A 20943-nucleotide genomic window follows, 5' to 3' on the forward strand; every position below is an offset into this window, starting at 1 on the left:
AAATGCGCGGCAGGCCCTCCCAGGCGCTAGATTTGCATCCATGACTGAAGCCACCATCGCTGCCGGGCGCGGCACCATCCTCGTAATGAACGGGCCCAACCTTAATCTGCTGGGGACCCGCGAGCCCGAGAAATACGGCACGTCCACCCTCGCCGACGTCGAGCAGCTTGCCGCCACCGCTGCCGAGGCCCACGGCTTCACCGTGGAATGTGTCCAGTCCAACCACGAGGGTGTGCTCCTGGACGCCATCCACGCAGCCCGCGGCACCGCCGTCGGGATTGTGCTGAACGCCGGCGCGTTCACCCACACCTCTGTTGCCCTCCGCGACGCCCTGGCAGCGGTGCAGCTGCCCGCCGTCGAGGTCCACATCACCAACGTGCACCAGCGCGAGGAATTCCGCCACCATTCCTTCCTGTCACCTGTCTGTGCCGCGGTGATCGTGGGCGCCGGAGTGTTCGGCTACAAGCTCGCCATCGACTACCTGGCCGAAGCGCTGTAGCCATGCCGGCCGGGCAGGACCCGCAGCCCACACCTGGCGGGACGGCCGTACCGGCTGGGTCCCGCACTGCCGCGTGGTACCGGCACTTTGGCAGCGTGGAAGCGCCCGGCTCGTCGCCCTGCTACGCCGAGTGGACGCTTGGCATCGCGGACGACCCGCAGCTGATCGCCCGCATCGACCGGTGGCCGCACCATAAGCGCCAACCCAACCTCCTGCTGGCCGCCGCGCGGTTCCTCGGGGCCGAACCGGGCCCTTTTGCGCAGTTCCGCGATTTCCTTGAGGCCCGCTGGGACGACGTCAGCAGCACCGTCCTCACCCGTTCCACGCAGACCAACGAGGCCGGCCGCTGCGCCACCCTGCTGCCCTCGCTCGCGGCCATCTCCGTAGCCGAGGCGAAGCCACTGGCACTGCTGGAAGTGGGCGCCTCGGCGGGACTGGCGCTCTACCCGGACCGGTACGGCTACGAGTACGACGACGGCACAACCGTCTCCCGGTTATCTCCCGGTCCGGACGGGGCGGCCGCGGCCCCCGTCCTGAAGTGCGTCACGAGCGGCGCAGTGCCGGTGCCCGCGGCGCTCCCGCCGGTGGTGTGGCGGGCCGGGGTCGACCTGAACCCGCTGGACGTTGGCGATCCCGACGACGTCGCGTGGCTGGAGGCGCTCGTGTGGCCGGAGCAGGAGTTCCGGCGTGCGCGCCTCCGGCAAGCCGTGGCCATCGCACGGCAGGATCCGCCGCTGCTGGTTGCGGGCGACCTGAACGAGCAGCTCCTGGACCTTGCTGCCCAGGCACCGGCGGACACTGCGCTGGTGGTGTTCCACAGCGCCGTGATGGGCTACCTGACGGCCAGGGGCCGGGCCGAATTCCGGCAGACCATGCTGCATCTCGCAGCTACCAGAGGCGTCCACTGGCTCAGCAACGAGGGGCACATGGTCATCTACCAGGAGGACGGCTCAAATGTAGTCCCGGAAGTGGACCCGCAGCGGATCATGGGCAGGTTCCTGCTCACGCACAACGGCCATCCTGTGGCCATCACCGGACCCCACGGCCAAAGCCTCGAGTGGCTCTAAGCCCTAGGCCGTAAGCAACGGCGGACAGGGCTTTCGTCCGGACGACCTGCTACTTCTGGATGCACGGTTACTTCTGGATGCACTGACCGGACGATACGGGGGCGCTAAGCCCCGGCGCCTGGGATGCGACCGGGTTGAGGTCGTCCATGGTGATGGCGAAGCCCATTTCGGCGTCGGACGTTGCCTTGGCAAAAATCACGCCGGCCACCTGGCCCTCGGTGGTCAGCAGCGGCCCGCCCGAGTTGCCGGGCTGGATGTCGCCGGCGAGGCGGTAGATCTCCTCGGGTGCCGGGCTGTTTCCGTAGATGTCTGGAACCAGGACTGTGGTGATGTCCTGCACAGTGGCCGGTTTGGACTGGAACGGACCGCCGTGCGGATAGCCGGCGAAAGCAGCCGGACTGCCGTTGGGCAGGTCGGGGCTCAAGGCCAGTGGTTCCACGGGCAGACCGTCCACCGCCAGGACGGCGAGGTCGTGCCTGGTGTCGAAGTAGACGACGCGTCCGGGCATGGCGCTGCCGCCGGGAACCTCCACCACGGGCTGCGACACGCCCGCAACGACGTGGGCATTCGTCACAACCCGGCCGGGTGAGACCACGAAGCCGGTTCCGGTCTGGTTCTGGCCGCATTCAAAGGCGGTGCCGGCGATTTTCAGCACTGATTCGGCGGCGCGGTTCAGGGCTGGCGTGTCAGTGCTGGCGTTGGGAACCGCCACCGGCTGCCCCTGGTCGAGGCCTTCGAGGAGGGTGGGGATCCCGTTGCCGATCACGGTGGAACGCAGCTGGGCCATGGTGGCCTTCACCGGCGTGGGCGTCATCCCGTCGATGAACCGGATCACCTTCGATTCAGCCAACTGCTGGGACACCAGCGGGACGCCGAGGGAACTGACGCTGAAGGCGAGCATGGACATGACCAGCGCTGAGACAGCGACGTTCACTGCACCGCCCACCAGCCGGTCCACGGCGCGCAGCGGCCTGATCCGCACGGCACCGCGGATTTTGCGGCCGATCATGGTGCCCGTCCCGTGCCCCACGGCCATGAGGACGACGGCGGCCGCCACTATGGCGGTCAGCCTCCAGCCGGAATCATCGACAAAGCCGCTGACGAGGGGGACGGCAAAAAAGGCGGCCACGGCTCCGGCGGCGAAACCGGCAATGCCGCCCAATGTCACCAGGAACCCGTTACGCAGGCCATAGCCCAGGTACGACAGCAGGACAAGGATCAGTACCAGGTCCAGAACGGTCAAGCCAAACACCAAGGCTCCTTATAAACAGTTGAAAGCCAATTCTAGTGGCGCCGGCTGACAATATTCTGTGGGTCTCCACAGCCCCCGATTCCGGACCCGCAATTCTTGGAAGACCGCCGGGACAACGTCCTGAAGAATGCTTCCAAGGTTGCCCGGCGCGGTCCAAATGGGCTTCCGGGCCGCTGCTTCAGGGCGTTTCAGCTGCCAAGTACGTCACAGAACGTTGAAAATTCTGAAACAATGGCACAAGCGCCACAGCCGACACTTTTTATTCAGGAGATTTCATGGACATCGAGGTACTGCGCCGAGCACCCCTTTTCGCCACGCTCGACGACGAGGCATTCCGTCTGCTGACGGACGAGCTGACCGAGGTGGACCTTTCCCGCGGGGCTTCGGTTTTCCGCGAGGGCGACCAGGGTGACCAGCTCTACTTCATCGTCTCCGGCAAGGTAAAGCTGGGGCGCACGTCCCCGGACGGCAGGGAATCCCTCCTGGCTATCCTTGGCCCGGGCGAGCTCTTCGGCGAAATGGCCCTCTTCGACCCGAGCCCGCGTACCGCGACGGCCACGGCCGTCTCCGAAACCCGCCTGGCCGGGCTGAAGAACGAGAGCCTGAACACACTGCTCCGCACCCGCCCCGAGGTTTCGGCCCAGCTGCTGCAGGCCCTGGCCCGCCGCCTGCGCCGCACCAACGACTCCCTCTCGGACCTGGTGTTCTCGGACGTCCCCGGCCGCGTGGCCAAGGCGCTCCTGGACCTGGCAGACCGCTTCGGCCGCCCCGCCACCGACGGTGTCCTGGTGGCGCACGAGCTCACCCAGGAAGAACTGGCACAGCTGGTGGGCGCCTCCCGCGAGACCGTCAACAAGGCACTGGCCGAGTTCGTCCAGCGCGGCTGGCTCCGCCTGGAAGCCCGCGCCGTGGTGATCCTGGACATGCAGCGCCTACGCCAGCGCTCCCGCTAGACCAACTATCAAAAGCCGCTCCGGTTCTGAACCGGAGCGGCTTTTGTTGTTAACTCACGTACAGCGGAGGACGGCGCTTCGCCTCCATTAGGACCACAGCGCACCGGGAAGTCACCGAGCGGATCGGAAATGGGGATCCGGCAGCGTGCGTCAGAGCGACGAAGGAGCAGCACGCAGAGGATCTCCGTTTTCGGTCCGCGGGCGTCAGCGTTCCCTCTGAGGGTCTCCGGCTACGGTTTTGGCGGCCTCGACTTCGAGCATGAGCTTGCCGTCTTCCTCCACGAGCCGCGGCTGGTACACGTGGGCCTTGCGCTTGTAGCTGAGGTAGGCGATGCAGCCGTTGGCCGCGGCCATCTTCTCGAGCATGATCTCCGAACCGGGCACCAGGAGCTGGCCGAGGGTGAGGCCTGCGGTGTTCTCCACGCCCACTTCGTCGCCCAGCGCTGTGGTGTCGCGGTCGGCGATGACCTGGGAGGCGTTCACCCACCGGCCCCACACCCCTTTGCTTTCCAGGAGCGTGGGCTGCTGGTTCATCGGCACGGTCGCCGCAAAGTAGCGGGTGTCGAACCGGCGGTGCGCGAAGTCCGGGCTGCGCCAGTTCACCAGGGGTTTAAGGAGGTCGGTCCGCACCGAGAGCCCGCGTTTGGCCAGGACCTCAGTGAAGGATTTCTCCTGGTTGGCCACGAGTTCGCGGGCCCGCATCCATTCCGGCGTGGAGGTGCCCTCCACGGTGCTGGAAAGGTCGGGGCCCGCCAGGAGCACCCCGGTTTCCTCAAACAGCTCACGGATGGCGCCCACCACGTGCCGGCGCGCCAGCCCGACGTCGTCCGTCCCCATCTGCTCGGCCCAATGCTGGGGCGAGGGGCCCAGCCAGCCCAGTGCGTCGTCGTCGGACGCGTCGAGGGAACCTCCCGGGAAGGCGAGGACCCCCAGCGGCGAGGAACCCGGACGGTATCCGAGCCAGGTCTCCAGGCCGGTGGGGGAATCGCGCAGCAGGACGACGGACGAGGCGAGGCGGGCGGCGCGGGGCGTCCGCTCGCCGTGGTCGAGCCAGCTTTGTGCTGCCCCTTCAAGATCGGGGGGAAGGACAAACAGGCGTCGGGCGAGGTGAGGCAAAGAGGTGACCGGTCCTTAGCTGAATTCAGCGATCAGTTCGACTTCTACGGGAGAGTCGAGCGGCAGGACTGAAACCCCGACGGCGGAACGGGCGTGCTGGCCGGCGTCGCCCAGGACGCGTCCCAGCAGGTCGGACGCACCGTTGATGACACCCGGCTGGCCGGTAAAGGACGGGTCCGAAGCCACGAAGCCCACAACCTTCACGATCCGGGTGATGCGGTCAAGGTCGCCGATGACGCTCTTGACGGCGGCCAGGGCGTTGACGGCGCAGACGGCTGCGAACCGCTGGGCGTCCTCCGGGGACACCGTTGGCTCGTCGGCGTACCCTTCGGTGCCGGTGGACACTTTGCCCGTAGCTTCGAGTTTGCCGTTAATAAACGGCAGCTGGCCGGAGGTGTAAACGTGGTTGCCGGAGATGATTGCCGGCACGTAGCTGGCCACGGGGGCGGCCACTTCCGGAAGGGTCAGTCCGAGCTCGGCGAGGCGCTGCTCAACGGCTGAAACCGGCGCGGTTTCCGCGCCGGACGTGGTGTCTGCGGGGGTGCTCACGGCTACTGCTTCTCCCTCTTGAGGTAGGCAACAAGTCCGTTGCCGTCCGGTCCGGTGACTACCTGGACGAGCTCCCAGCCGTCCTCTCCCCACTGGTCCAGGATCTGCTTGGTGGCGTGAATAATGAGCGGAATCGTCGCGTACTCCCATTTGGTCATGAGAGAAAGACTAGTCCTTGCCGGTAAAGTGGAAAACATGGTGACTCGTAAGAACCCCATTTTCGACACAGCCACTACCCTCGGAAAGATTTTAGGTTTCCTTGGCGTGAGCGCTATTTGCGGTGTCCTGGTGGCTGGCCTGCTGGTCCCCGCTGCCGCCGTCTCGGGCAGCGCGGCAAGTGGTTCGATCGAGTTCTTCGACACTCTCCCGGCGGAGCTGAAGGTGGACCCGCCCAGCCAGTCGACAAAGATCCTGGCCGCGGACGGCAGCCTCATCGCCAACCTGTATGAAGAGAACCGGACCAAGGTCTCCCTGGACCAGATCTCCCCCTTCATGAAGGAAGCTGTCATCGCCGTTGAGGACAGCCGGTTCTACGACCACGGCGGCGTGGACACCACCGGTATCCTCCGGGCCCTGGTGAGCACAGCCCGCGGCAACAAGCAGGGTGCCTCCACCATCACCCAGCAGTACGTCAACAACGTCCTCAACGCCAACCTCGCCGCCGAGGGCAACGAGGACCAGATCAAGCTCAACGGCGTGAACAAGGGCGTGGGCGACAAGCTCCGCGAAATGAAGCTCGCCATCGCCCTGGAGAAGGAATTCACCAAGGAGCAGATCCTTGAGGGTTACCTCAACATCGTGTTCTTCAACCGGGACGCCTACGGCATTGAAGCCGCATCGAAGCTCTTCTTCAGCACCACCGCCAAGGACCTGACGCTTCCGCAGGCCGCCCTCCTCGCCGGCCTCGTCAACAGCCCCTCTGCCTTTGACCCCATCAGCAACCCTGAGAACTCCAAGCAGCGCCGCGACCTGGTCCTGGGCCTGATGCTGAGCCAGCACAAAATTACCCAGGCAGAGCATGACGCCGCCGTTGCCACTCCAGTGGAACCGAAGGTCACACCGGCACGCCAAGGTTGCGCCTACGCCTCCACGGCGCCGTACTTCTGCGACTACGTGCTGCACCTGTTGCTGAACAACCCGGCCTACGGCGCGGACGCCCAGGAGCGCATCAACAACGTCTTCCGCGGCGGCCTGACCATCACCACCACCCTTGATCCCAACGCCCAGAACGTCGCCCAGGCTGAGTCCGATGCGGCGGCCGGCGCCAACCCGGACAAGTGGGGCTCTGCCATCGTCTCGGTGCAGCCGAACACCGGCAAGATCATCAACATGGCCCAGAACACGTCGTTCCTGCCCGCGGACGGCAAGTTCGATTCGCAGGTCAACTTCAACGTGGACAAGCTGGACAAGGACGGCAACGACCTCAACGGCATGGGCGGTTTCCAGCCCGGCTCCACCATGAAGCCGTTCACGTTCGCGGAATGGCTCAACGAGGGCAAGTCCATGAACACGAACATCAACGCGGCGGTGCGGAAGTATCCGCAGAACTTCCCCTGGAAGAACACCTGCCCGGACCCCACCGTCGGCTGGTATGACGCCCGGATTCCAGGCAGCTTTGACCTGCAGAACTCGGACGAGGGCTACTACCGGAGCATGACGGTCCTGTACGGCCTGATGAACTCCATCAACACTGCCACGTTCGCCTCGGCGGCCCAGGTGGACCTCTGCGGCATCCAGAAGATCGTCGACGCCGTGGGCATCCACGGCGGCCTGCCCACGGCTGAAGATCCCAACCCGCAGGTCAAGATGACCACCCTGGGCAACCTGATTGGTTCCACCCAGACGGCCCCGCTGACCATGGCCTCCGCCTTTGCCACGTTCGCCAACGACGGCAAGTACTGCGAGCCCATCGCTATCACCTCCGTGACGGACCAGACCGGCGCCCAGCTTCCCGCGCAGTCCTCCAACTGCAAGGACGCCGTCAAACCCGAGGTGGCCCGCGGCGTCGCCTACGCCATGCAGGAAGTCCTGAACGCAGGCTCCGGTTCCCTGATCGTGCCCCGCCTGTCGACCAAGACCAACTTCCCGGTGGCCGCGAAGACCGGCACCAACGACACCAACGGCTCCACCTGGGTGGTGGGCTACACCACCGGCCTGGCCACGGCCGCCTGGTTCGGCGACCCGCTGGGTGACCAGCTGCGCCCGGGCCGGAACCTGACGGTGAACGGCAAGTTCTACCAGGCCATTGACGGCTATATGATTGCCGGGCCCATGTTCTCCAAGTACATGGCCCAGGTCGCCCCGGCGTACGGCACCACACCGTTCACGGCCCCGCCCACCAACATGGTGAACGGCACACCGGCCAAGACGACGCCCACTTCGCCGGCCACAACGGCGCCCGCGCCGCAGCCGTCCAGCCAGCCGTCCACCGACCCTGCACCCGGCAACAGCGACAAGAAGGGCTAGCCACCGATGGCAGTCAGCCCTGCAGTGGCCAGCCGCGTCCGGAACATCGGGCGCGGCTTCGCCGTCACAACTGCCGCCGGAGCCGCGGCCGGACTTGCCGCCGTCGGATACGGGTTGTGGGAGAAGAACCAGTTTGTCCTGCGCGAGGAGACCCTGCCCATCCTCCCTGCCGGCCAGCAGCCGTTCACCATCCTGCACCTGAGCGACATCCACTTCGTTCCCGGCCAGGACACCAAGGCGGCGTGGCTGCAGTCCCTGGCCTCGCTGAAGCCGGACCTCGTGGTCAACACCGGGGACAACCTCAGCCACGTCAAGGCCGTTGACCCGCTGCTGGCGGCACTCCGGCCGCTGCTGGAATTTCCCGGCGTCTTTGTCCCCGGCTCCAACGACTACTACGGACCCAGCTTCAAGAATCCGGCAACGTACCTGCTGGGCCCGTCCAAGATGAAGCGTGAAGCCACCGAACTGGACTGGCCGCGGCTGCGTGCCGGTTTCGGCATGGGCGGCTGGGTGGACCTGACCAACCGCAACCAGTCAGTGGTCCTGCGCGGGATGCGGTTCGACTTCTCCGGCGTGGACGATCCGCACCTGAACCGTGAACGCTACGCGGGCTGGCCCCGCGGCACCAAGGGCCAGGACGAGAACCCGCACCTCCGCGTGGCCGTCATCCACGCCCCCTACCAGCGGGTCCTGGACCACTTCACCGAAGACGGCGCGGACCTGCTGCTGGCCGGACACACCCACGGCGGACAGCTCTGCATCCCCGGCTACGGGGCCCTGGTTTCCAACTGTGACCTCCCAACGTGGCGGGCCAAGGGCCTGAACAACTGGGAGAGCAACGGATCCACGACGCCGGTCAACGTCTCGGGCGGCATCGGCACCTCCCGCTTCGCCCCGGTCCGGATCGCCTGCAAGCCCGAGGCTGTCCTGCTGACGCTCACCGCCCGCGAATAGGGTCTGCAGCCCTTCTGCCCATTGCGGATCGCGATAACTGGACAAGCACGCCCGGTGCCGCGGAATGCTGTGAATCGAATCACCCCATGGCATAAGGTAGTTGCTACGGGAAACTACATTCGTTTTAGAGCTTGAGAAGCGGGCATGGCCAAGCAGACTTCATTTTTCAGATCCATCAGCCGTCTTTATCCTCACGTCAGGCCGATCATCCCCCGGCTTATCATGGGGCTCCTCTGTGCACTTTTTGCCAGCGTTGTTGCGCTGACGATCCCCCAGGTTCTCCGGGTCCTGATCAATGACTCGCTCCAGGCCGGCGGTGCCCCGGACTCCGTCTGGATTGCCGCCGTCGTCATCCTGGTCCTCGGCATCGCAGAGGCGGTGCTCGTGGCCCTCCGCCGGCAGTTTGTCATCAACCCGGCCACCACCGTGGAAACCCGGATGCGGGTCTCCCTGTACGGTCACCTCCAGGACCTGACCGTGTCCTTCCACGACCGGTGGGGCTCCGGCCAGCTCCTCTCCCGCGCCATGACCGACCTGAACTTCCTGCGCCGGTGGATGGCCTTCGGCGCCATCATGCTGGTGGTCACCACCCTCACCGTGGTCATCGGCATCGCAGTGATGTTCTCGATGAGCTGGCAGCTGGCCCTGATCTTCCTCGCCGCGGCGGCGCCCATCATGGCGTACGGCTTCCGGTTCCGGACCCGCTTCAGCAAGGTGGCCCGGCGCAGCCAGGACCAGGCCGGCGACCTCGCCACCACCGTGGAGGAATCGGTGCACGGCATCCGGGTCCTGAAGGCGTTTGGCCGCAGCCGCGAGGCCCTGGAGAACTTCAATGAGCAGGCCGAGGAACTGCGCCAGACAGAGATCTCCAAGGCCCGGCACCAGGCCACGTTCACCATGGTGGTCACCTTGCTGCCCGAGCTTGCCCTGGGCGCAGGCCTGGTGGTGGGCGTGATGCTGTGCGCCAGCGGCCAGCTGAGCATCGGCGCCCTGGTGGCCTTCTTCGCCACCGCCGCCGTCATCGCGTCGCCTGTGGAGTTTTCCGGCATGCTGCTGGCGATGGCACTCACCGCCAAGACCGCCGTCGACCGTCACTACGAAGTGATGGATTCGGCCAACACCATCACCAGTCCCCCCGAACCCCGCCGGCCCTCCCAGCTGCGCGGCGCCCTGCGGTTCAACAACGCCACCTTTGCCTTCGAGGACGCACCGGACAAGCCCATCCTCAAGGAGATCAGCCTGGAGGTGCTGCCGGGCGAAACCATGGCCCTGGTGGGCATTACGGGAAGCGGCAAGAGCGCGCTCATCCAGCTGGTCCCCCGGCTGTACGACGTCACGGACGGCTCCATCACCATCGACGGCGTGGACCTGCGCGAGTTCGACGTCGAGGAGCTCCGCCGGGTGGTGGGTGTCGCGTTCGAGGACACCACCCTGTTCTCCAATTCCGTCCGGGACAACGTGCTGCTCGGCGCCCAGGACCGGACCGAGGAAGCGTTGGATGAGGCCCTGGACGTAGCCCAGGCCCACTTCGCTTACTCCCTTCCCGACGGGGTGGAAACCCTGATCGGCGAGGAAGGCCTGAGCCTGTCAGGCGGGCAACGCCAGCGGATTGCCCTGGCCCGCGCCATTGCTGCCCGGCCCCGCGTCCTGGTGCTCGACGATCCGCTGTCCGCCCTGGACGTACACACGGAGGAGCTCGTGGAAAACCGGCTCCGTTCGGTACTGAAGGACACCACCACGCTGATCGTCGCGCACCGGCCGTCCACCGTGGCACTGGCGGACCGGGTGGCCCTGCTCGAGGACGGCCACATCACCGCCGTCGGAACCCACACGGAACTGCTGGCGGAGAACCCGCACTACCGCTACGTCATCGCCAGCCTGGACCAGGAACCCCGGGACCTGGATTCGGAACTGTCGGAGCTTGAGGAAGCGGCCGACGCCGAGGCAAAGGAAACCATCCGATGAGCACCGCAACCTTCGGCACGGCCAACGAGGACAACGCCCACCTCAGCAAGAGCGACAGCAAAGCCGTACGACGGCGGTCGCTCGCCCTGCTGGGGTCCCTGATCCGTCCGGTGCGGCTCAGGTTCTGGCTGACCATCGCCACCGTGGTCCTGTCCCAGGCCGCCCGGGTGGCCGGCCCGGCGCTGATCGCCTTCGGGATCGACCACGCCCTCCCGGCCCTGCAGGCAGGCGACAACCTCCCGCTGGTGCTCACCGGCGTCGGCTACCTGGCGGCAGCCGTCGCGACGGCCGGGCTGACGGCGCTGTACGTCACCTCCACCGCCCGGCTCAGCCAGGCGATGCTCCTGGACCTCCGGGTCCGGGTCTTCCGGCACACCCAGCGCCTGAGCCTGGAATTCCATGAAAAGTACACGTCCGGCCGGATCATCGCCCGCCAGACCTCGGACCTGGAGGCGCTGCGCGAACTCCTCGATTCGGGCGTGAGTTCGCTGGCGTCGGGCATGCTTTTTATGGTCTTCACCGCTGCCACGGTGTTCGCGCTCGACTGGCGGAGCGGGCTGATTGTGCTGGCCGCCGGTGTGCCGATGTACTTCCTCTCGCGCTGGTACCAGAAGCATTCCCAGATCGCGTTCCGTGAATCCCGGGTGGTGTCGGCCCGGCTGATCGTGCACTTCGTGGAGACCATGACCGGAATCCGCGCCGTGAAGGCCTTCCGCAAGGAACGCGAAAACGCCGACCAGTACGGCCAGCTCTCCGAGGACTACCGGCGGGTCACGGTCCGCTCCATCAACCTCAACGGCATCTTCCAGCCCGGCCTGGTGCTGATCGGCAACATCTGCGTGGCGGCGGTCCTGCTGTTCGGCGGGTTCCGGGTCCTGGGCGGAGACCTCGCCGTGGGTGTGCTCCTGGCCCTCATCCTGTCCACCAAGCGCTTCTTCCAGCCGGTGGACCAGATGGCCATGTTCTACAACTCCTTCCAGAGTGCCCAGGCTGCCCTGGAAAAGGTGTCCGGCCTGCTGGAGGAGATCCCCACCGTCCGTCCGCCCAAGAACGCGGTGGCGCTGCGGGACGCGCGCGGCACGGTGGACTTCACGGGCGTGGAGTTCCGCTATGGCGACGGCCCCGTGGTCATCCCCACCATGGACCTGCACATCCCCGCCGGCCAGACCGTGGCTCTGGTGGGCCAGACGGGTGCCGGCAAGTCCACCCTGGCCAAGCTGATCGCCCGCTTCTACGACGTCTCCGCCGGTGCACTCACCCTGGACGGCGTGGACCTCCGCAGCCTCAGCACTACGGACCTGCGCCGGAACATCGTGATGGTCACCCAGGAGGCATTCCTGTTCAGCGGCTCCGTGGCGGACAACATCGCCCTGGGCAGGCCCGAGGCGTCCCGCGAGGAGATCGAAGAGGCCGCCAAGGCCGTCGGAGCCCACGAGTTCATCACCGAGCTCCCCGAAGGCTACGACACCGACGTCAACAAGCGCGGCGGCCGCGTCTCCTCCGGCCAGCGCCAGCTCATCAGCTTCGCCCGGGCGTTCCTGGCCCGGCCGGCGGTGCTGATCCTGGACGAAGCCACCTCCTCGCTGGACATCCCTTCCGAGCGGCTTGTCCAGAACGGCCTTGCGCGCCTCCTGCAGGCAACGGCCGACGCCGGCAATGCCGCAGGTGCCCCGGGTTCCGCTGCGGCAGGTGGCGGCCGCACCGCGCTGATCATCGCGCACCGGCTCTCCACCGTTGAAACTGCAGACCGCGTGCTGGTGGTCCACGACGGCCGGGTAGTGGAGGACGGCACCCCGGCGGACCTGATCGGCGGCGGCGGCCGGTTCGCCGAACTGCACGGCGCCTGGAAGGACTCCCTGGTCTGAGCCGCCCCGAACGCCCGACGCGCTGCATTGGCATTCCGGTGATCACGGCTGCGATAGCCTGAACCCCATGGCAGATGAGATGGAACACGGCGCGATTGAACTCCCCGCGGAGCCGTTGTCCGAGCGCGTCGCGGAGGTGCTGCGCGAGAGGATCATCTCCGGCCAGCTGCCGGCCGGCGGAAAGCTCAACGAGCGGGAACTCGCCGCCGACCTGGAAGTGTCCCGCATTCCCCTGCGCGAAGCACTGCCGCTGCTGGAGGCCGAGGGCTTCATCTCCACCGAACCGCGCCGCGGCGCCGTCGTCCATTCCTTCACGTACCGTGACGCCCAGGAGGTCTTTGACCTCCGGCTCCAGCTGGAACCCCTGGCCGCGTCATGCGCCGCGCGGCGGGTAGCCGAAGGCGCCGACCCGGCTGCCCTCCTGGAGGCCCTGGAAAGCGCCCGCACCGGTGTGGCCGGGGTCCAGGCATCAGGCCGCAACTCGGACCTGCACGAGGAAATCGTCAAGCTCGCGGACCACCACCTGCTCCGGCGCATGACAGGCCTGATGAACGGGCGCGTGCGCTGGCTCTTCCGCCTGACCCCCGAGCGCGACACCCCAAAGATGTGGCAGGAGCATGCCGAGCTGGTGCAGGCCATCGCGGAAGGCCAGCCTGCCCTGGCCGCAGCCCTTGCCTCTGCGCACGTGGAGCGGGGCCGCCACGATTCGTTGCCTGTCCTGGCAGAGCGCCTCCCCGCCAGCGCGGAAGCCACCTCACGGCGCCGCCGCCGCGCACGCTGACAGGGCGGCCCGCAGCCCGATTTCGCATCCGGACCCCGGATCGGCTATTCTTGTAAAGTTGCTTTTGCAGCGGATCGGGATGTAGCGCAGCTTGGTAGCGCGCTTCGTTCGGGACGAAGAGGTCGCAGGTTCAAATCCTGTCATCCCGACCAAACAAAGAGGGTCTCCCCCAGGGGAGGCCCTCTTTTGTGTTTCCGCGTGACAGCAAATTGCCGCCGCCTGTCACAAATATCTGGAGTACAGGAGCCGCACCATCAAAGCGGCCCCACGGGGAAAGTAACAGTTTGGCAACGGTCACTCCGTCCAAGGGGCAAAGGAATGGCCCCGGACCATGGTTCGCATGATCCGGGGCCTCGCCTCCTTTGGTGAGGAGTGATTACATCGGGTCTGGCCAGTTGCCAACGTACGTGGTGTAAGTGGTGTCACTGTCCTTGGTGTCCTTGACTTTCTTGGACATGGGATCGGGCCAGTTACCTACTGCTACAGATACACCGGTGGTATCAGCGATGGAACCTGCAGACAGGACGGCCGGAGCCGCCGCAGAAAACGCCAGGGCCCCAGCCAGAACGGCTGCGGCTGCAATCTTCTTCAACATATAAGTTCCTCAATACGAGTCGGATTCGTTACAAAGTCAGCACTGTCCTTGTTGACATACATTGTAAAATGTTTTCCACAGGGACTGTCAAGCATTGAGTACAAAGACTGTCCGGAATTAGGAGGAAATCCCGTGGGCAACGGATTCGGGGAGAAGCTCCGGGCGGAGCGTCTCGAACGTGGGCTGACACAGGCTGAACTGGGCAAGGACCTGTATTCCCCCAGCTATATCTCCCTTCTCGAGACCGGCCGGAGGGAACCCACGGCCGAAGTCATCGAGGAGCTGGCCCGCAGGCTGGAACTGGCGCCAAAGGCGCTGGAAGCCTGGAGCCAACCCATCTCGGTCAGCGACGCCGAGTACGTCCTCGCCGGACTCTACGCACGCCAGGCCTGGGACCTTCGGGATTACCCGCTCGCCGCCACACACGCTGCCACAGCCGCGCAGATAGCCCTTGAAGGCAAAAACACCAGCGCCTGGTGGAACATGACCTACATGCAGGCCGAGTGCCTGATCAAGCAGGGCAACTGGCAGGAATGCCAGAAGATCATGCAGCACCTGCTGGAGCACCCCATGGCCACCGAGTCGGTAGGCCTGGGCGTGCGCGCCCGCCAGATGCTCGCCGGCATCTGCCAGGGGCAGGGCCAGCTGAGCACCGCCGTGGATCACGCCATGGAAGCCGTGAAGCTCTGCGCGAAGCTGCCCAAGGGATCCACGCTGATCATCGGCGCCCACCGGGCCCTGATCGGAGCCCTGGCCGAGAGCGGACGGCTGGACGAGGCCTGGAAGTTCTGCCAGGACATGAACGACCAGGTGGATGAGCACTCGATGTCCCAGCTTGCGGGCGAGGTGGCTTGGGTGATCGGCAACGTGGCGTTTATGCGGCATGACTACGCCGAGGGCATCAAGTACCACGAGCGCGCCGCCAGGATGCTCTCCCCTGCCAACGACATCGAGCTCTGGGCGCGGTTCAACAAGGCTTCCGCCGCGGTGCGGCTGTCCTCCGGGATCGTGGAGCCGGAAACCCTGTCCTCCATCGAACGCGCCGAACTGGCCCTGTCCATCGTGGGCGGCAACAAAACGGACCAGCTGGAAGTGGCTTTCATCCGCGCCCGCTGGCTCTACCTCACCGGCGACATCGTGGCCGCCATCAACAAACTCCGGGAAATCCACGCCGAATCAGACGCGCTGGCCAAGCACACCGCCGGCGAGGTTTCCCTGCTCCTGGGCAAGTCGCTGAAGGCAGCCGGCGAGTCCGAGGAAGCCCTGGTCTACCTGGAGGAAGCGCAGAAGGCCTTCAGCGCCGCCGGCGCCTCGGACCGCGTCCAGCAGGCACTCGATGCAGTCCTGGAGATCAGGCTGGCGCAGCAGCGGGCCGCGAAAGCCAGCGAGGCCCAGGCCAGCTAGCCAAAGGCCCGTTAAACAGCAGCGGGCCCGGCCGGAGCCGGGCCCACCGCCAACGCGCTAGGCGAAGGCCTGGCCCGTGAGCTTCTCATAGGCCTCGACGTAGCGGCTGCGCGTCCGGTCAATAACGTCTGCCGGCAGGGCGGGCGGGGGCACGTCCGAGGACCGGTCCCATCCCGATTCGGCAGACGTCAGCCAGTCACGCACGTACTGCTTGTCATAGGACGGCTGCGCCTGCCCGGGCTGGTACGTAGCCGCATCCCAGAAGCGGGAGGAATCCGGGGTGAGTACCTCGTCACCGAGGACGATGCCGCCGGACACGACGTCGTAGCCGAACTCCACCTTCGTGTCGGCCAGGATGATGCCGCGTTCGCGGGCGATCTTCTCCGCGGCGGTATAGATCTTCAGCGTCAGCTCGCTCAACCGGCCCGCGATGTCATCGCCCACCATGCCCACAACGGCGTCGTAGGTGATGTTCTCGTCGTGTTCGCCCACCTCGGCCTTGGCCGACGGCGTGAAGATGGCGTGCTCCAGGCGCGACCCGTCCACCAGGCCCTCAGGCAGCGGGATGGCGCACACCGTGCCGGACGCCTTGTACTCGATGAGCCCGGACCCGGTGAGGTAGCCGCGGGCGATGCATTCCACCGGGAACATGTCCAGCTTCTTGCAGATCATGGCGCGGCCCTCCACCGCAGCGGGAACGCCGCCTTCCACGGTTGACGCCAGGACGTGGTGCTCCACGTCCAGCTGGTCGAACCACCACAGGCTGAGCTGGGTGAGGATCCGGCCCTTGTCCGGGATCTCGCTCGTCAGGACGTGGTCGTAGGCGCTGATGCGGTCGCTGGCCACTACCAGGACGCAGTCCTGGCCCACCTGTTCGCGGATGGACTCGTCCGCGGGCTCGTACAGGTCACGGACCTTGCCGGAGTAGACGTGCGTCCAGCCCGGCAGATCCAGGGTGGCCGTGCTCAGGCCGCGCTTCTGGTCCGCTTCCTTCGGGGAATTCTCGGTCATGCTATGCCTTCGCCTTCGTCACGGGCAGGGATCCGGTGGCGCTGGACGACACCTTGATCTCGCCGCGGGCGGCCTTGCGGCCGATGTCCGTCCGGAACTGGGAGCCTTCCAGCTGCACCAGCTCCACGCCGTCGTAGGCCCTCTCACGGGCCTCCACGAGGTCGCTGCCGAGTGCCACCACGGCGAGCACGCGGCCGCCTGCGGAGACCACTTTGCCTTCGTCGTCGAACGTGGTGCCGGCGTGGATCACGTGCACGCCGTCGAGCTCGTCCACCTTCTTCAGTCCCCGGATGCGGTCGCCGGTGCGCGGCGTGTCCGGGTAGTTCTCGGAGGCCACGACGACGGCGACAGCGGTGTCCTTGGACCAGCGCAGCTCTTCAGCCTTGTCCAGTTCGCCCTTGGCGGCTGCCAGCAGCAGCGCGCCGAGGGGGGTCTTGAGCCGGGCCAGGACGGCCTGCGTTTCGGGATCGCCGAAGCGGACGTTGAATTCAATGACGCGGGTTCCGCGGGACGTCAGGGCCAGGCCCACAAACAGCACACCCACAAACGGTGTGCCGCGGTGCGCCATCTCGTTGACCGTGGGCTGGGCCACGCGGTCGATCACTTCCTGCACCAGGCCTTCGGGTGCCCATTCCAGCGGGGTGTAAGCGCCCATGCCGCCGGTGTTGGGGCCTTCGTCGTTGTCGAAGATGCGCTTGAAGTCCTGGGCCGGGGACAGCGCCACCGTGTTGCGGCCGTCGCACAGGACAAAGAGGGAAACCTCGGGGCCATCCAGGAATTCCTCGATCACCACGGTGCCGCCGGCGTCGAAGCAGGTCTGGGCATGCGCGAGGGCTTCGTCGCGGTTCTTGGTGACCACCACGCCCTTGCCGGCGGCGAGGCCGTCGTCCTTGACCACGTAGGGTGCCCCGAAGGTGTCCAGGGCGGACGCTGCTTCCCCGGCGTTGGTGGCCACCATGGCCATGGCGGTGGGCACGCCGGCCTCAGCCATGATCTCCTTGGCGAACGCCTTGGAGGCCTCCAGCTGGGCTGCGGCCTTGCTGGGACCGAACACCGGAATGCCGGCTTCCCGGACGGCGTCGGACACGCCGGCGGCGAGGGGCGCTTCGGGGCCCACCACCACCAGGTCGACGGCCAGCTTGATGGCCAGGGCCGCGACGGCGTCCGGATCATTGCCGTTGATGTTGTGGGTGGGGACCAGCTTGCTGATGCCGGCGTTGCCGGGAGCTGCGTGGACCTCGGACACGTTGGGGTCGGCGAGCAGGGAGCGGACAATGGCGTGTTCGCGGCCTCCGGGGCCGATGACGAGTACCTTCACAGTCTCCAAGGGTACTTTGTGAACCCGGCTGGCTCCTAAGCTGTCTCGGCCCCCGGCCGCCCCCGGAACAATCCCCCGGGCCGTCCGCTCCGAACCATTGGCATGAAGAAGCTGATGAAGTGGCTCAAGGGTCCAACCGCCATGGCCGCGCTGGCCGGTGTGGTGGCGGCCGCCGTCGTGCTTGCCGTCGCAGAACTGATCGGTGCGTTCTTTACGGCGCGGGCCACCCCGGTGATCGCCCTGGGGTCCACGTTCATCGACTTCACGCCGCCGTGGATGAAGGACTTTGCGATCGCCACGTTCGGCACCAATGACAAGGCGGCGCTGTTTGTGGGGATGGGCCTGACCATCTTTCTGCTCGCCTGCGTGCTGGGCGTGGTGGCCTTCCGCAGCTGGGCCCTCGGTGTGGCCGGGGTGCTGCTGATGGGAACCGTGATCGTGGCCAGCGTGGTCACCCGGGCAAGCGTCAAGCCCCTGGACGCCATCCCCACCGTCCTCGGCACGCTGGCCGGGCTGGTGGTGCTGCGCCTCCTGATAGCTCCGTTATGGCGGTCCAGGGCCTGGCCCGATGCCCCGGCAGACACCGCGGCCAAGGAGCCGGAGCGTCCCGCCACCAGCCGCCGCAGGTTCTTCGCCGCAGCGGCCATCACCGCGGCGGCCGCAGGAATCGCCGCCACAGGCGGCCGGCTCCTCAGCGCGGCCCGCAGCAACATCGCCCAGGCCCGCGAATCCCTGACACTGCCCACACCGGTGAAGGCTGCCGCGGCCGTCCCTGCCGGCGTACAGTCACCCGTGGCCGGCGTGACGCCCTGGGTCACCCCCAACGGCGACTTCTACCGGATTGACACGGCCCTCAGCGTTCCCGAAATCAACGCCGACGACTGGGAACTGCGGGTCCATGGCCTGGTGGAGGAAGAGGTCCGCCTCACGTTCCAGGACCTGCTCGACGCCGACCTCATCGAATCGCACGTCACGCTCACCTGCGTTTCCAATCCCGTGGGCGGAAACCTCGCCGGCAACGCCAAATGGCTGGGGCTGCCCATCCGCGAAGTCCTTAAGCGGGCACGTCCCAAGGACGGCGCTGACATGGTGCTGTCCACCTCGATCGACGGTTTCAGCGCCTCCACGCCGCTGGAAGTGCTGCAGGACGACCGCGACGCGATACTGGCCATCGGCATGAACGGTGAGCCGCTCCCGCTGGAGCATGGCTATCCGGTTCGCATGGTGGTCCCGGGCCTGTACGGATTCGTCTCCGCCACCAAGTGGGTGGTGGATCTCGAAGTCACGCGTTTCGCTGACAGCAAGGCCTACTGGACCCAGCGCGGCTGGTCCGAGCGCGGCCCCATCAAGACCATGGCCCGGGTGGAGGTGCCCAAGTCGTTCGCCAAGGTTCCCGCCGGCCGAACGGCCATCGGAGGCACCGCCTGGGCCCAGACCCGCGGCATCACCAAGGTGGAGGTCCAGATCGACAATGCGGACTGGGCCGAGGCCACGCTGTCCGCGGAGGCGTCCGTCATCACGTGGCGGCAGTGGTCCTTCGAATGGGACGCCACCCCCGGCCCGCACTACATCAAAGTCCGCGCCACCGACGGAACCGGCGAGGTCCAGACGGACCGGCGCGCCGAGCCCGTACCCGACGGCGCGTCCGGCTGGCAGTCGGTCATGGTCACCGTGGAGTAGCCCGGCAATCCCCTGCCCCGCCCCTAGACTGGCACTATGCCGCACAACCCGCATGCCACCTTCACCGTGGACTCCGCTGTCGAACTGGCCGTCGTCGAACGAAGCGGCTTTGTGGAGTCCCGACACATCGGCTCGGCTGTCCTCCTGGCGGCCGACGGCACCGTGGTGACCGAGCTTGGCGATGTCACCACCCCCATCTACGCACGGTCAGCGCTCAAGCCATTGCAGGCCCTGGCGTCCATGCAGGCCGGCGTCCCGCTGCGCGGCGCGCAGGTGGCGCTTGCCTGCGCCAGCCACGTGGGGTCCCTGGACCACATGGACGTGGTGGAGGGGATGCTCAAGGCCGCGGGCGTCCGCGAGGACCAGCTCCAGTGCCCGGCCGCGTGGCCACAGGACGAGACCGCCCGCAACTGGCTGGTCCGCTCCGAGCGCGGCAAGTCCAGGCTCGCCTTCAACTGCTCCGGAAAACACGCAGCGTTCCTGTGGGCCTGCATGGAAAACGGCTGGGACACGCACAGCTACCTCGAACCCAACCATCCGCTGCAGCAGCGGGTCCGCAGCGTCATCGAGGAGTACACCGGGGAACAGATCGCCCACCTGGGGATCGACGGCTGCGGGGCCCCGGTGGCCGCCGTTTCGCTGACCGGACTGGCCCGCGCCTTTTCGCTGCTGGCCAAAGCCCCGAGTGACAAGAACTCCAATGCACGGGCCGCCACCATCACCACCTCCATGCTGGACTATCCGTGGGCCGTGCAGGGCCGCGGCGAGGCCAACACGATCGTGATGGACGAACTTCAGATCATCGCCAAGATCGGCGCCGAAGGCGTGCTGGCGATGGCCACACCGCAGGGCGTTGCGGTGGCCATCAAGGTACTGGACGGAAACCTGAGGGCCACGTCCCTGGTGGGCCTGACGCTGCTCGCCGCCGCCGGTGCTGTGGACATCCCGGGCGTCTCCAGCGTCCTGGAAAAAGTAGTCGACCCCGTACTGGGCGGTGGACGGCCCGTGGGCCGGATCCGGCTGGGACCGGCCGTCTCGGCGCTCCTGGACTGACCCTTTCCCCAACCCCGCTCTGAAGGAGGCCGGCCGCATGGCTGTAGCGCGCCGTCGTATTGGCATCGAAGAAGGCACAGCGGCGCTGGCCGCATGGCGTGAAGGTGCGGCCACGCCGTCGGACGTTCCAGTCCCCCGCACCGTCACTGCCACGGCCGTGCGGTACACGCTGGAGGAGGTCACCGCCCGGGCCCCGGGCAACTCGGTGGAAGTGCGCGTGCCGCCGTTCGGCGTCACGCAGTGCGTGGAAGGCCCGCGTCATACCCGCGGCACGCCGCCCAATGTGATTGAGTGCGACGCCGCCACCTGGCTGGGCATGGTCACCGGACAGTTGAGCTGGGCAGACGCCGTCGCGGCGGGCCGGGTGGAGGCGTCCGGCCTGAGGGCGGATTTGTCCGCCCTCCTGCCGCTCTAG

At 66.8% G+C, this 20943-nt stretch carries 19 protein-coding genes and 1 tRNA gene; 13 read left to right on the top strand and 7 right to left on the bottom strand.

What is annotated here, in order from left to right:
• Positions 1-40: 40 nt before the first annotated feature.
• Both aroQ and J2X42_RS21695 read left to right on the top strand, forming a co-directional pair.
• Positions 41-499: a type II 3-dehydroquinate dehydratase gene (gene aroQ, locus J2X42_RS21690; protein ID WP_310168035.1), complete on the top strand. Its 459-nt coding sequence runs from the start codon at positions 41-43 to the stop codon at positions 497-499.
• A 2-nt stretch (positions 500-501) separates the two neighbouring features.
• Positions 502-1566: a DUF2332 domain-containing protein gene (locus J2X42_RS21695; RefSeq protein WP_310168036.1), complete on the top strand. Its 1065-nt coding sequence runs from the start codon at positions 502-504 to the stop codon at positions 1564-1566.
• Positions 1567-1633: 67 nt separating this feature from the next.
• Here the strand turns inward: J2X42_RS21695 and J2X42_RS21700 are convergent, their stop codons facing one another.
• Positions 1634-2818, bottom strand: coding sequence for a MarP family serine protease (locus tag J2X42_RS21700; protein WP_310168037.1), 1185 nt, complete (start codon positions 2816-2818; stop codon positions 1634-1636).
• 275 nt (positions 2819-3093) lie between these two features.
• On the opposite strand from J2X42_RS21700, the gene J2X42_RS21705 reads away from it, so the two are divergent.
• On the top strand, positions 3094-3771 hold the full coding sequence (locus tag J2X42_RS21705) for a Crp/Fnr family transcriptional regulator (protein ID WP_131135058.1): 678 nt from the start codon (positions 3094-3096) through the stop codon (positions 3769-3771).
• A gap of 204 nt (positions 3772-3975) precedes the next feature.
• On the opposite strand, the gene J2X42_RS21710 is transcribed toward J2X42_RS21705, so the two are convergent.
• The 3 genes from J2X42_RS21710 to J2X42_RS21720 are packed head-to-tail and all read right to left on the bottom strand — an operon-like array spanning position 3976 to position 5594.
• Positions 3976-4887, bottom strand: a complete 912-nt coding sequence (locus tag J2X42_RS21710) for an NUDIX hydrolase (RefSeq protein ID WP_310168038.1) — start codon at positions 4885-4887, stop codon at positions 3976-3978.
• 15 nt (positions 4888-4902) lie between these two features.
• Positions 4903-5436, bottom strand: a complete 534-nt coding sequence (locus tag J2X42_RS21715; protein WP_310168039.1) for a RidA family protein — start codon at positions 5434-5436, stop codon at positions 4903-4905.
• A gap of 2 nt (positions 5437-5438) precedes the next feature.
• Positions 5439-5594 carry a DUF4177 domain-containing protein gene (locus J2X42_RS21720; RefSeq protein ID WP_011693223.1) on the bottom strand — a complete coding sequence of 52 codons (156 nt, stop codon included), beginning with the start codon at positions 5592-5594 and terminating at the stop codon, positions 5439-5441.
• 37 nt (positions 5595-5631) lie between these two features.
• Between J2X42_RS21720 and J2X42_RS21725 the strand changes: the two genes are divergently transcribed.
• From J2X42_RS21725 to J2X42_RS21750, 6 genes are all read left to right on the top strand, one after another.
• Positions 5632-7902 (top strand): transglycosylase domain-containing protein, encoded by a 2271-nt coding sequence (locus tag J2X42_RS21725; RefSeq protein WP_310168041.1) that lies wholly within the window; start codon positions 5632-5634, stop codon positions 7900-7902.
• Positions 7903-7908: 6 nt separating this feature from the next.
• Positions 7909-8856, top strand: coding sequence for a metallophosphoesterase (locus J2X42_RS21730; RefSeq protein ID WP_310168042.1), 948 nt, complete (start codon positions 7909-7911; stop codon positions 8854-8856).
• Between the two features lie 144 nt (positions 8857-9000).
• On the top strand, positions 9001-10821 hold the full coding sequence (locus J2X42_RS21735; RefSeq protein ID WP_310168043.1) for an ABC transporter ATP-binding protein: 1821 nt from the start codon (positions 9001-9003) through the stop codon (positions 10819-10821).
• A complete protein-coding gene (locus J2X42_RS21740) occupies positions 10818-12686 on the top strand; it encodes an ABC transporter ATP-binding protein (protein WP_310168044.1) in 1869 nt (622 codons plus the stop codon). The genes J2X42_RS21735 and J2X42_RS21740 overlap by 4 nt, the downstream gene beginning before the upstream one ends.
• Positions 12687-12753: 67 nt before the next feature.
• Positions 12754-13467: a GntR family transcriptional regulator gene (locus J2X42_RS21745; protein WP_310168045.1), complete on the top strand. Its 714-nt coding sequence runs from the start codon at positions 12754-12756 to the stop codon at positions 13465-13467.
• Positions 13468-13542: 75 nt separating this feature from the next.
• Positions 13543-13619 (top strand) — tRNA-Pro (locus tag J2X42_RS21750).
• Positions 13620-13843: 224 nt separating this feature from the next.
• On the opposite strand, the gene J2X42_RS21755 is transcribed toward J2X42_RS21750, so the two are convergent.
• Entirely contained in the window at positions 13844-14062 is a 219-nt protein-coding gene (locus J2X42_RS21755) for a hypothetical protein (protein ID WP_131135050.1), read from the bottom strand.
• Positions 14063-14194: 132 nt separating this feature from the next.
• On the opposite strand from J2X42_RS21755, the gene J2X42_RS21760 reads away from it, so the two are divergent.
• Positions 14195-15466 (top strand): helix-turn-helix transcriptional regulator, encoded by a 1272-nt coding sequence (locus J2X42_RS21760; RefSeq protein ID WP_310168046.1) that lies wholly within the window; start codon positions 14195-14197, stop codon positions 15464-15466.
• 57 nt (positions 15467-15523) lie between these two features.
• On the opposite strand, the gene J2X42_RS21765 is transcribed toward J2X42_RS21760, so the two are convergent.
• Both J2X42_RS21765 and purD read right to left on the bottom strand, forming a co-directional pair.
• On the bottom strand, positions 15524-16477 hold the full coding sequence (locus tag J2X42_RS21765) for a phosphoribosylaminoimidazolesuccinocarboxamide synthase (RefSeq protein ID WP_310168047.1): 954 nt from the start codon (positions 16475-16477) through the stop codon (positions 15524-15526).
• A 1-nt stretch (position 16478) separates the two neighbouring features.
• Positions 16479-17795, bottom strand: a complete 1317-nt coding sequence (purD, locus tag J2X42_RS21770) for a phosphoribosylamine--glycine ligase (protein ID WP_310168068.1) — start codon at positions 17793-17795, stop codon at positions 16479-16481.
• A gap of 102 nt (positions 17796-17897) precedes the next feature.
• Between purD and J2X42_RS21775 the strand changes: the two genes are divergently transcribed.
• The 3 genes from J2X42_RS21775 to J2X42_RS21785 are packed head-to-tail and all read left to right on the top strand — an operon-like array spanning position 17898 to position 20943.
• The gene (locus J2X42_RS21775; protein WP_310168048.1) at positions 17898-19475 is read left to right on the top strand and encodes a molybdopterin-dependent oxidoreductase; all 1578 of its coding nucleotides are present in this window, start codon (positions 17898-17900) and stop codon (positions 19473-19475) included.
• Positions 19476-19511: 36 nt separating this feature from the next.
• Positions 19512-20528 (top strand): asparaginase, encoded by a 1017-nt coding sequence (locus J2X42_RS21780; RefSeq protein ID WP_310168050.1) that lies wholly within the window; start codon positions 19512-19514, stop codon positions 20526-20528.
• A gap of 37 nt (positions 20529-20565) precedes the next feature.
• Positions 20566-20943, top strand: a complete 378-nt coding sequence (locus J2X42_RS21785) for a sterol carrier family protein (RefSeq protein WP_310168051.1) — start codon at positions 20566-20568, stop codon at positions 20941-20943.

Source organism: Arthrobacter sp. BE255, from assembly GCF_031457335.1.
Lineage (GTDB): Bacteria > Actinomycetota > Actinomycetes > Actinomycetales > Micrococcaceae > Arthrobacter.

Coding starts and splice junctions, on each gene's coding strand:
- aroQ (WP_310168035.1), top strand. CDS start 41: ATGACTGAAGCCACCATCGCTGCCGGGCGCGGCACCATCCTCGTAATG.
- J2X42_RS21695 (WP_310168036.1), top strand. CDS start 502: ATGCCGGCCGGGCAGGACCCGCAGCCCACACCTGGCGGGACGGCCGTA.
- J2X42_RS21705 (WP_131135058.1), top strand. CDS start 3,094: ATGGACATCGAGGTACTGCGCCGAGCACCCCTTTTCGCCACGCTCGAC.
- J2X42_RS21720 (WP_011693223.1), bottom strand. CDS start 5,594: ATGACCAAATGGGAGTACGCGACGATTCCGCTCATTATTCACGCCACC.
- J2X42_RS21725 (WP_310168041.1), top strand. CDS start 5,632: ATGGTGACTCGTAAGAACCCCATTTTCGACACAGCCACTACCCTCGGA.
- J2X42_RS21730 (WP_310168042.1), top strand. CDS start 7,909: ATGGCAGTCAGCCCTGCAGTGGCCAGCCGCGTCCGGAACATCGGGCGC.
- J2X42_RS21735 (WP_310168043.1), top strand. CDS start 9,001: ATGGCCAAGCAGACTTCATTTTTCAGATCCATCAGCCGTCTTTATCCT.
- J2X42_RS21740 (WP_310168044.1), top strand. CDS start 10,818: ATGAGCACCGCAACCTTCGGCACGGCCAACGAGGACAACGCCCACCTC.
- J2X42_RS21745 (WP_310168045.1), top strand. CDS start 12,754: ATGGCAGATGAGATGGAACACGGCGCGATTGAACTCCCCGCGGAGCCG.
- J2X42_RS21755 (WP_131135050.1), bottom strand. CDS start 14,062: ATGTTGAAGAAGATTGCAGCCGCAGCCGTTCTGGCTGGGGCCCTGGCG.
- J2X42_RS21765 (WP_310168047.1), bottom strand. CDS start 16,477: ATGACCGAGAATTCCCCGAAGGAAGCGGACCAGAAGCGCGGCCTGAGC.
- J2X42_RS21775 (WP_310168048.1), top strand. CDS start 17,898: ATGAAGAAGCTGATGAAGTGGCTCAAGGGTCCAACCGCCATGGCCGCG.
- J2X42_RS21780 (WP_310168050.1), top strand. CDS start 19,512: ATGCCGCACAACCCGCATGCCACCTTCACCGTGGACTCCGCTGTCGAA.
- J2X42_RS21785 (WP_310168051.1), top strand. CDS start 20,566: ATGGCTGTAGCGCGCCGTCGTATTGGCATCGAAGAAGGCACAGCGGCG.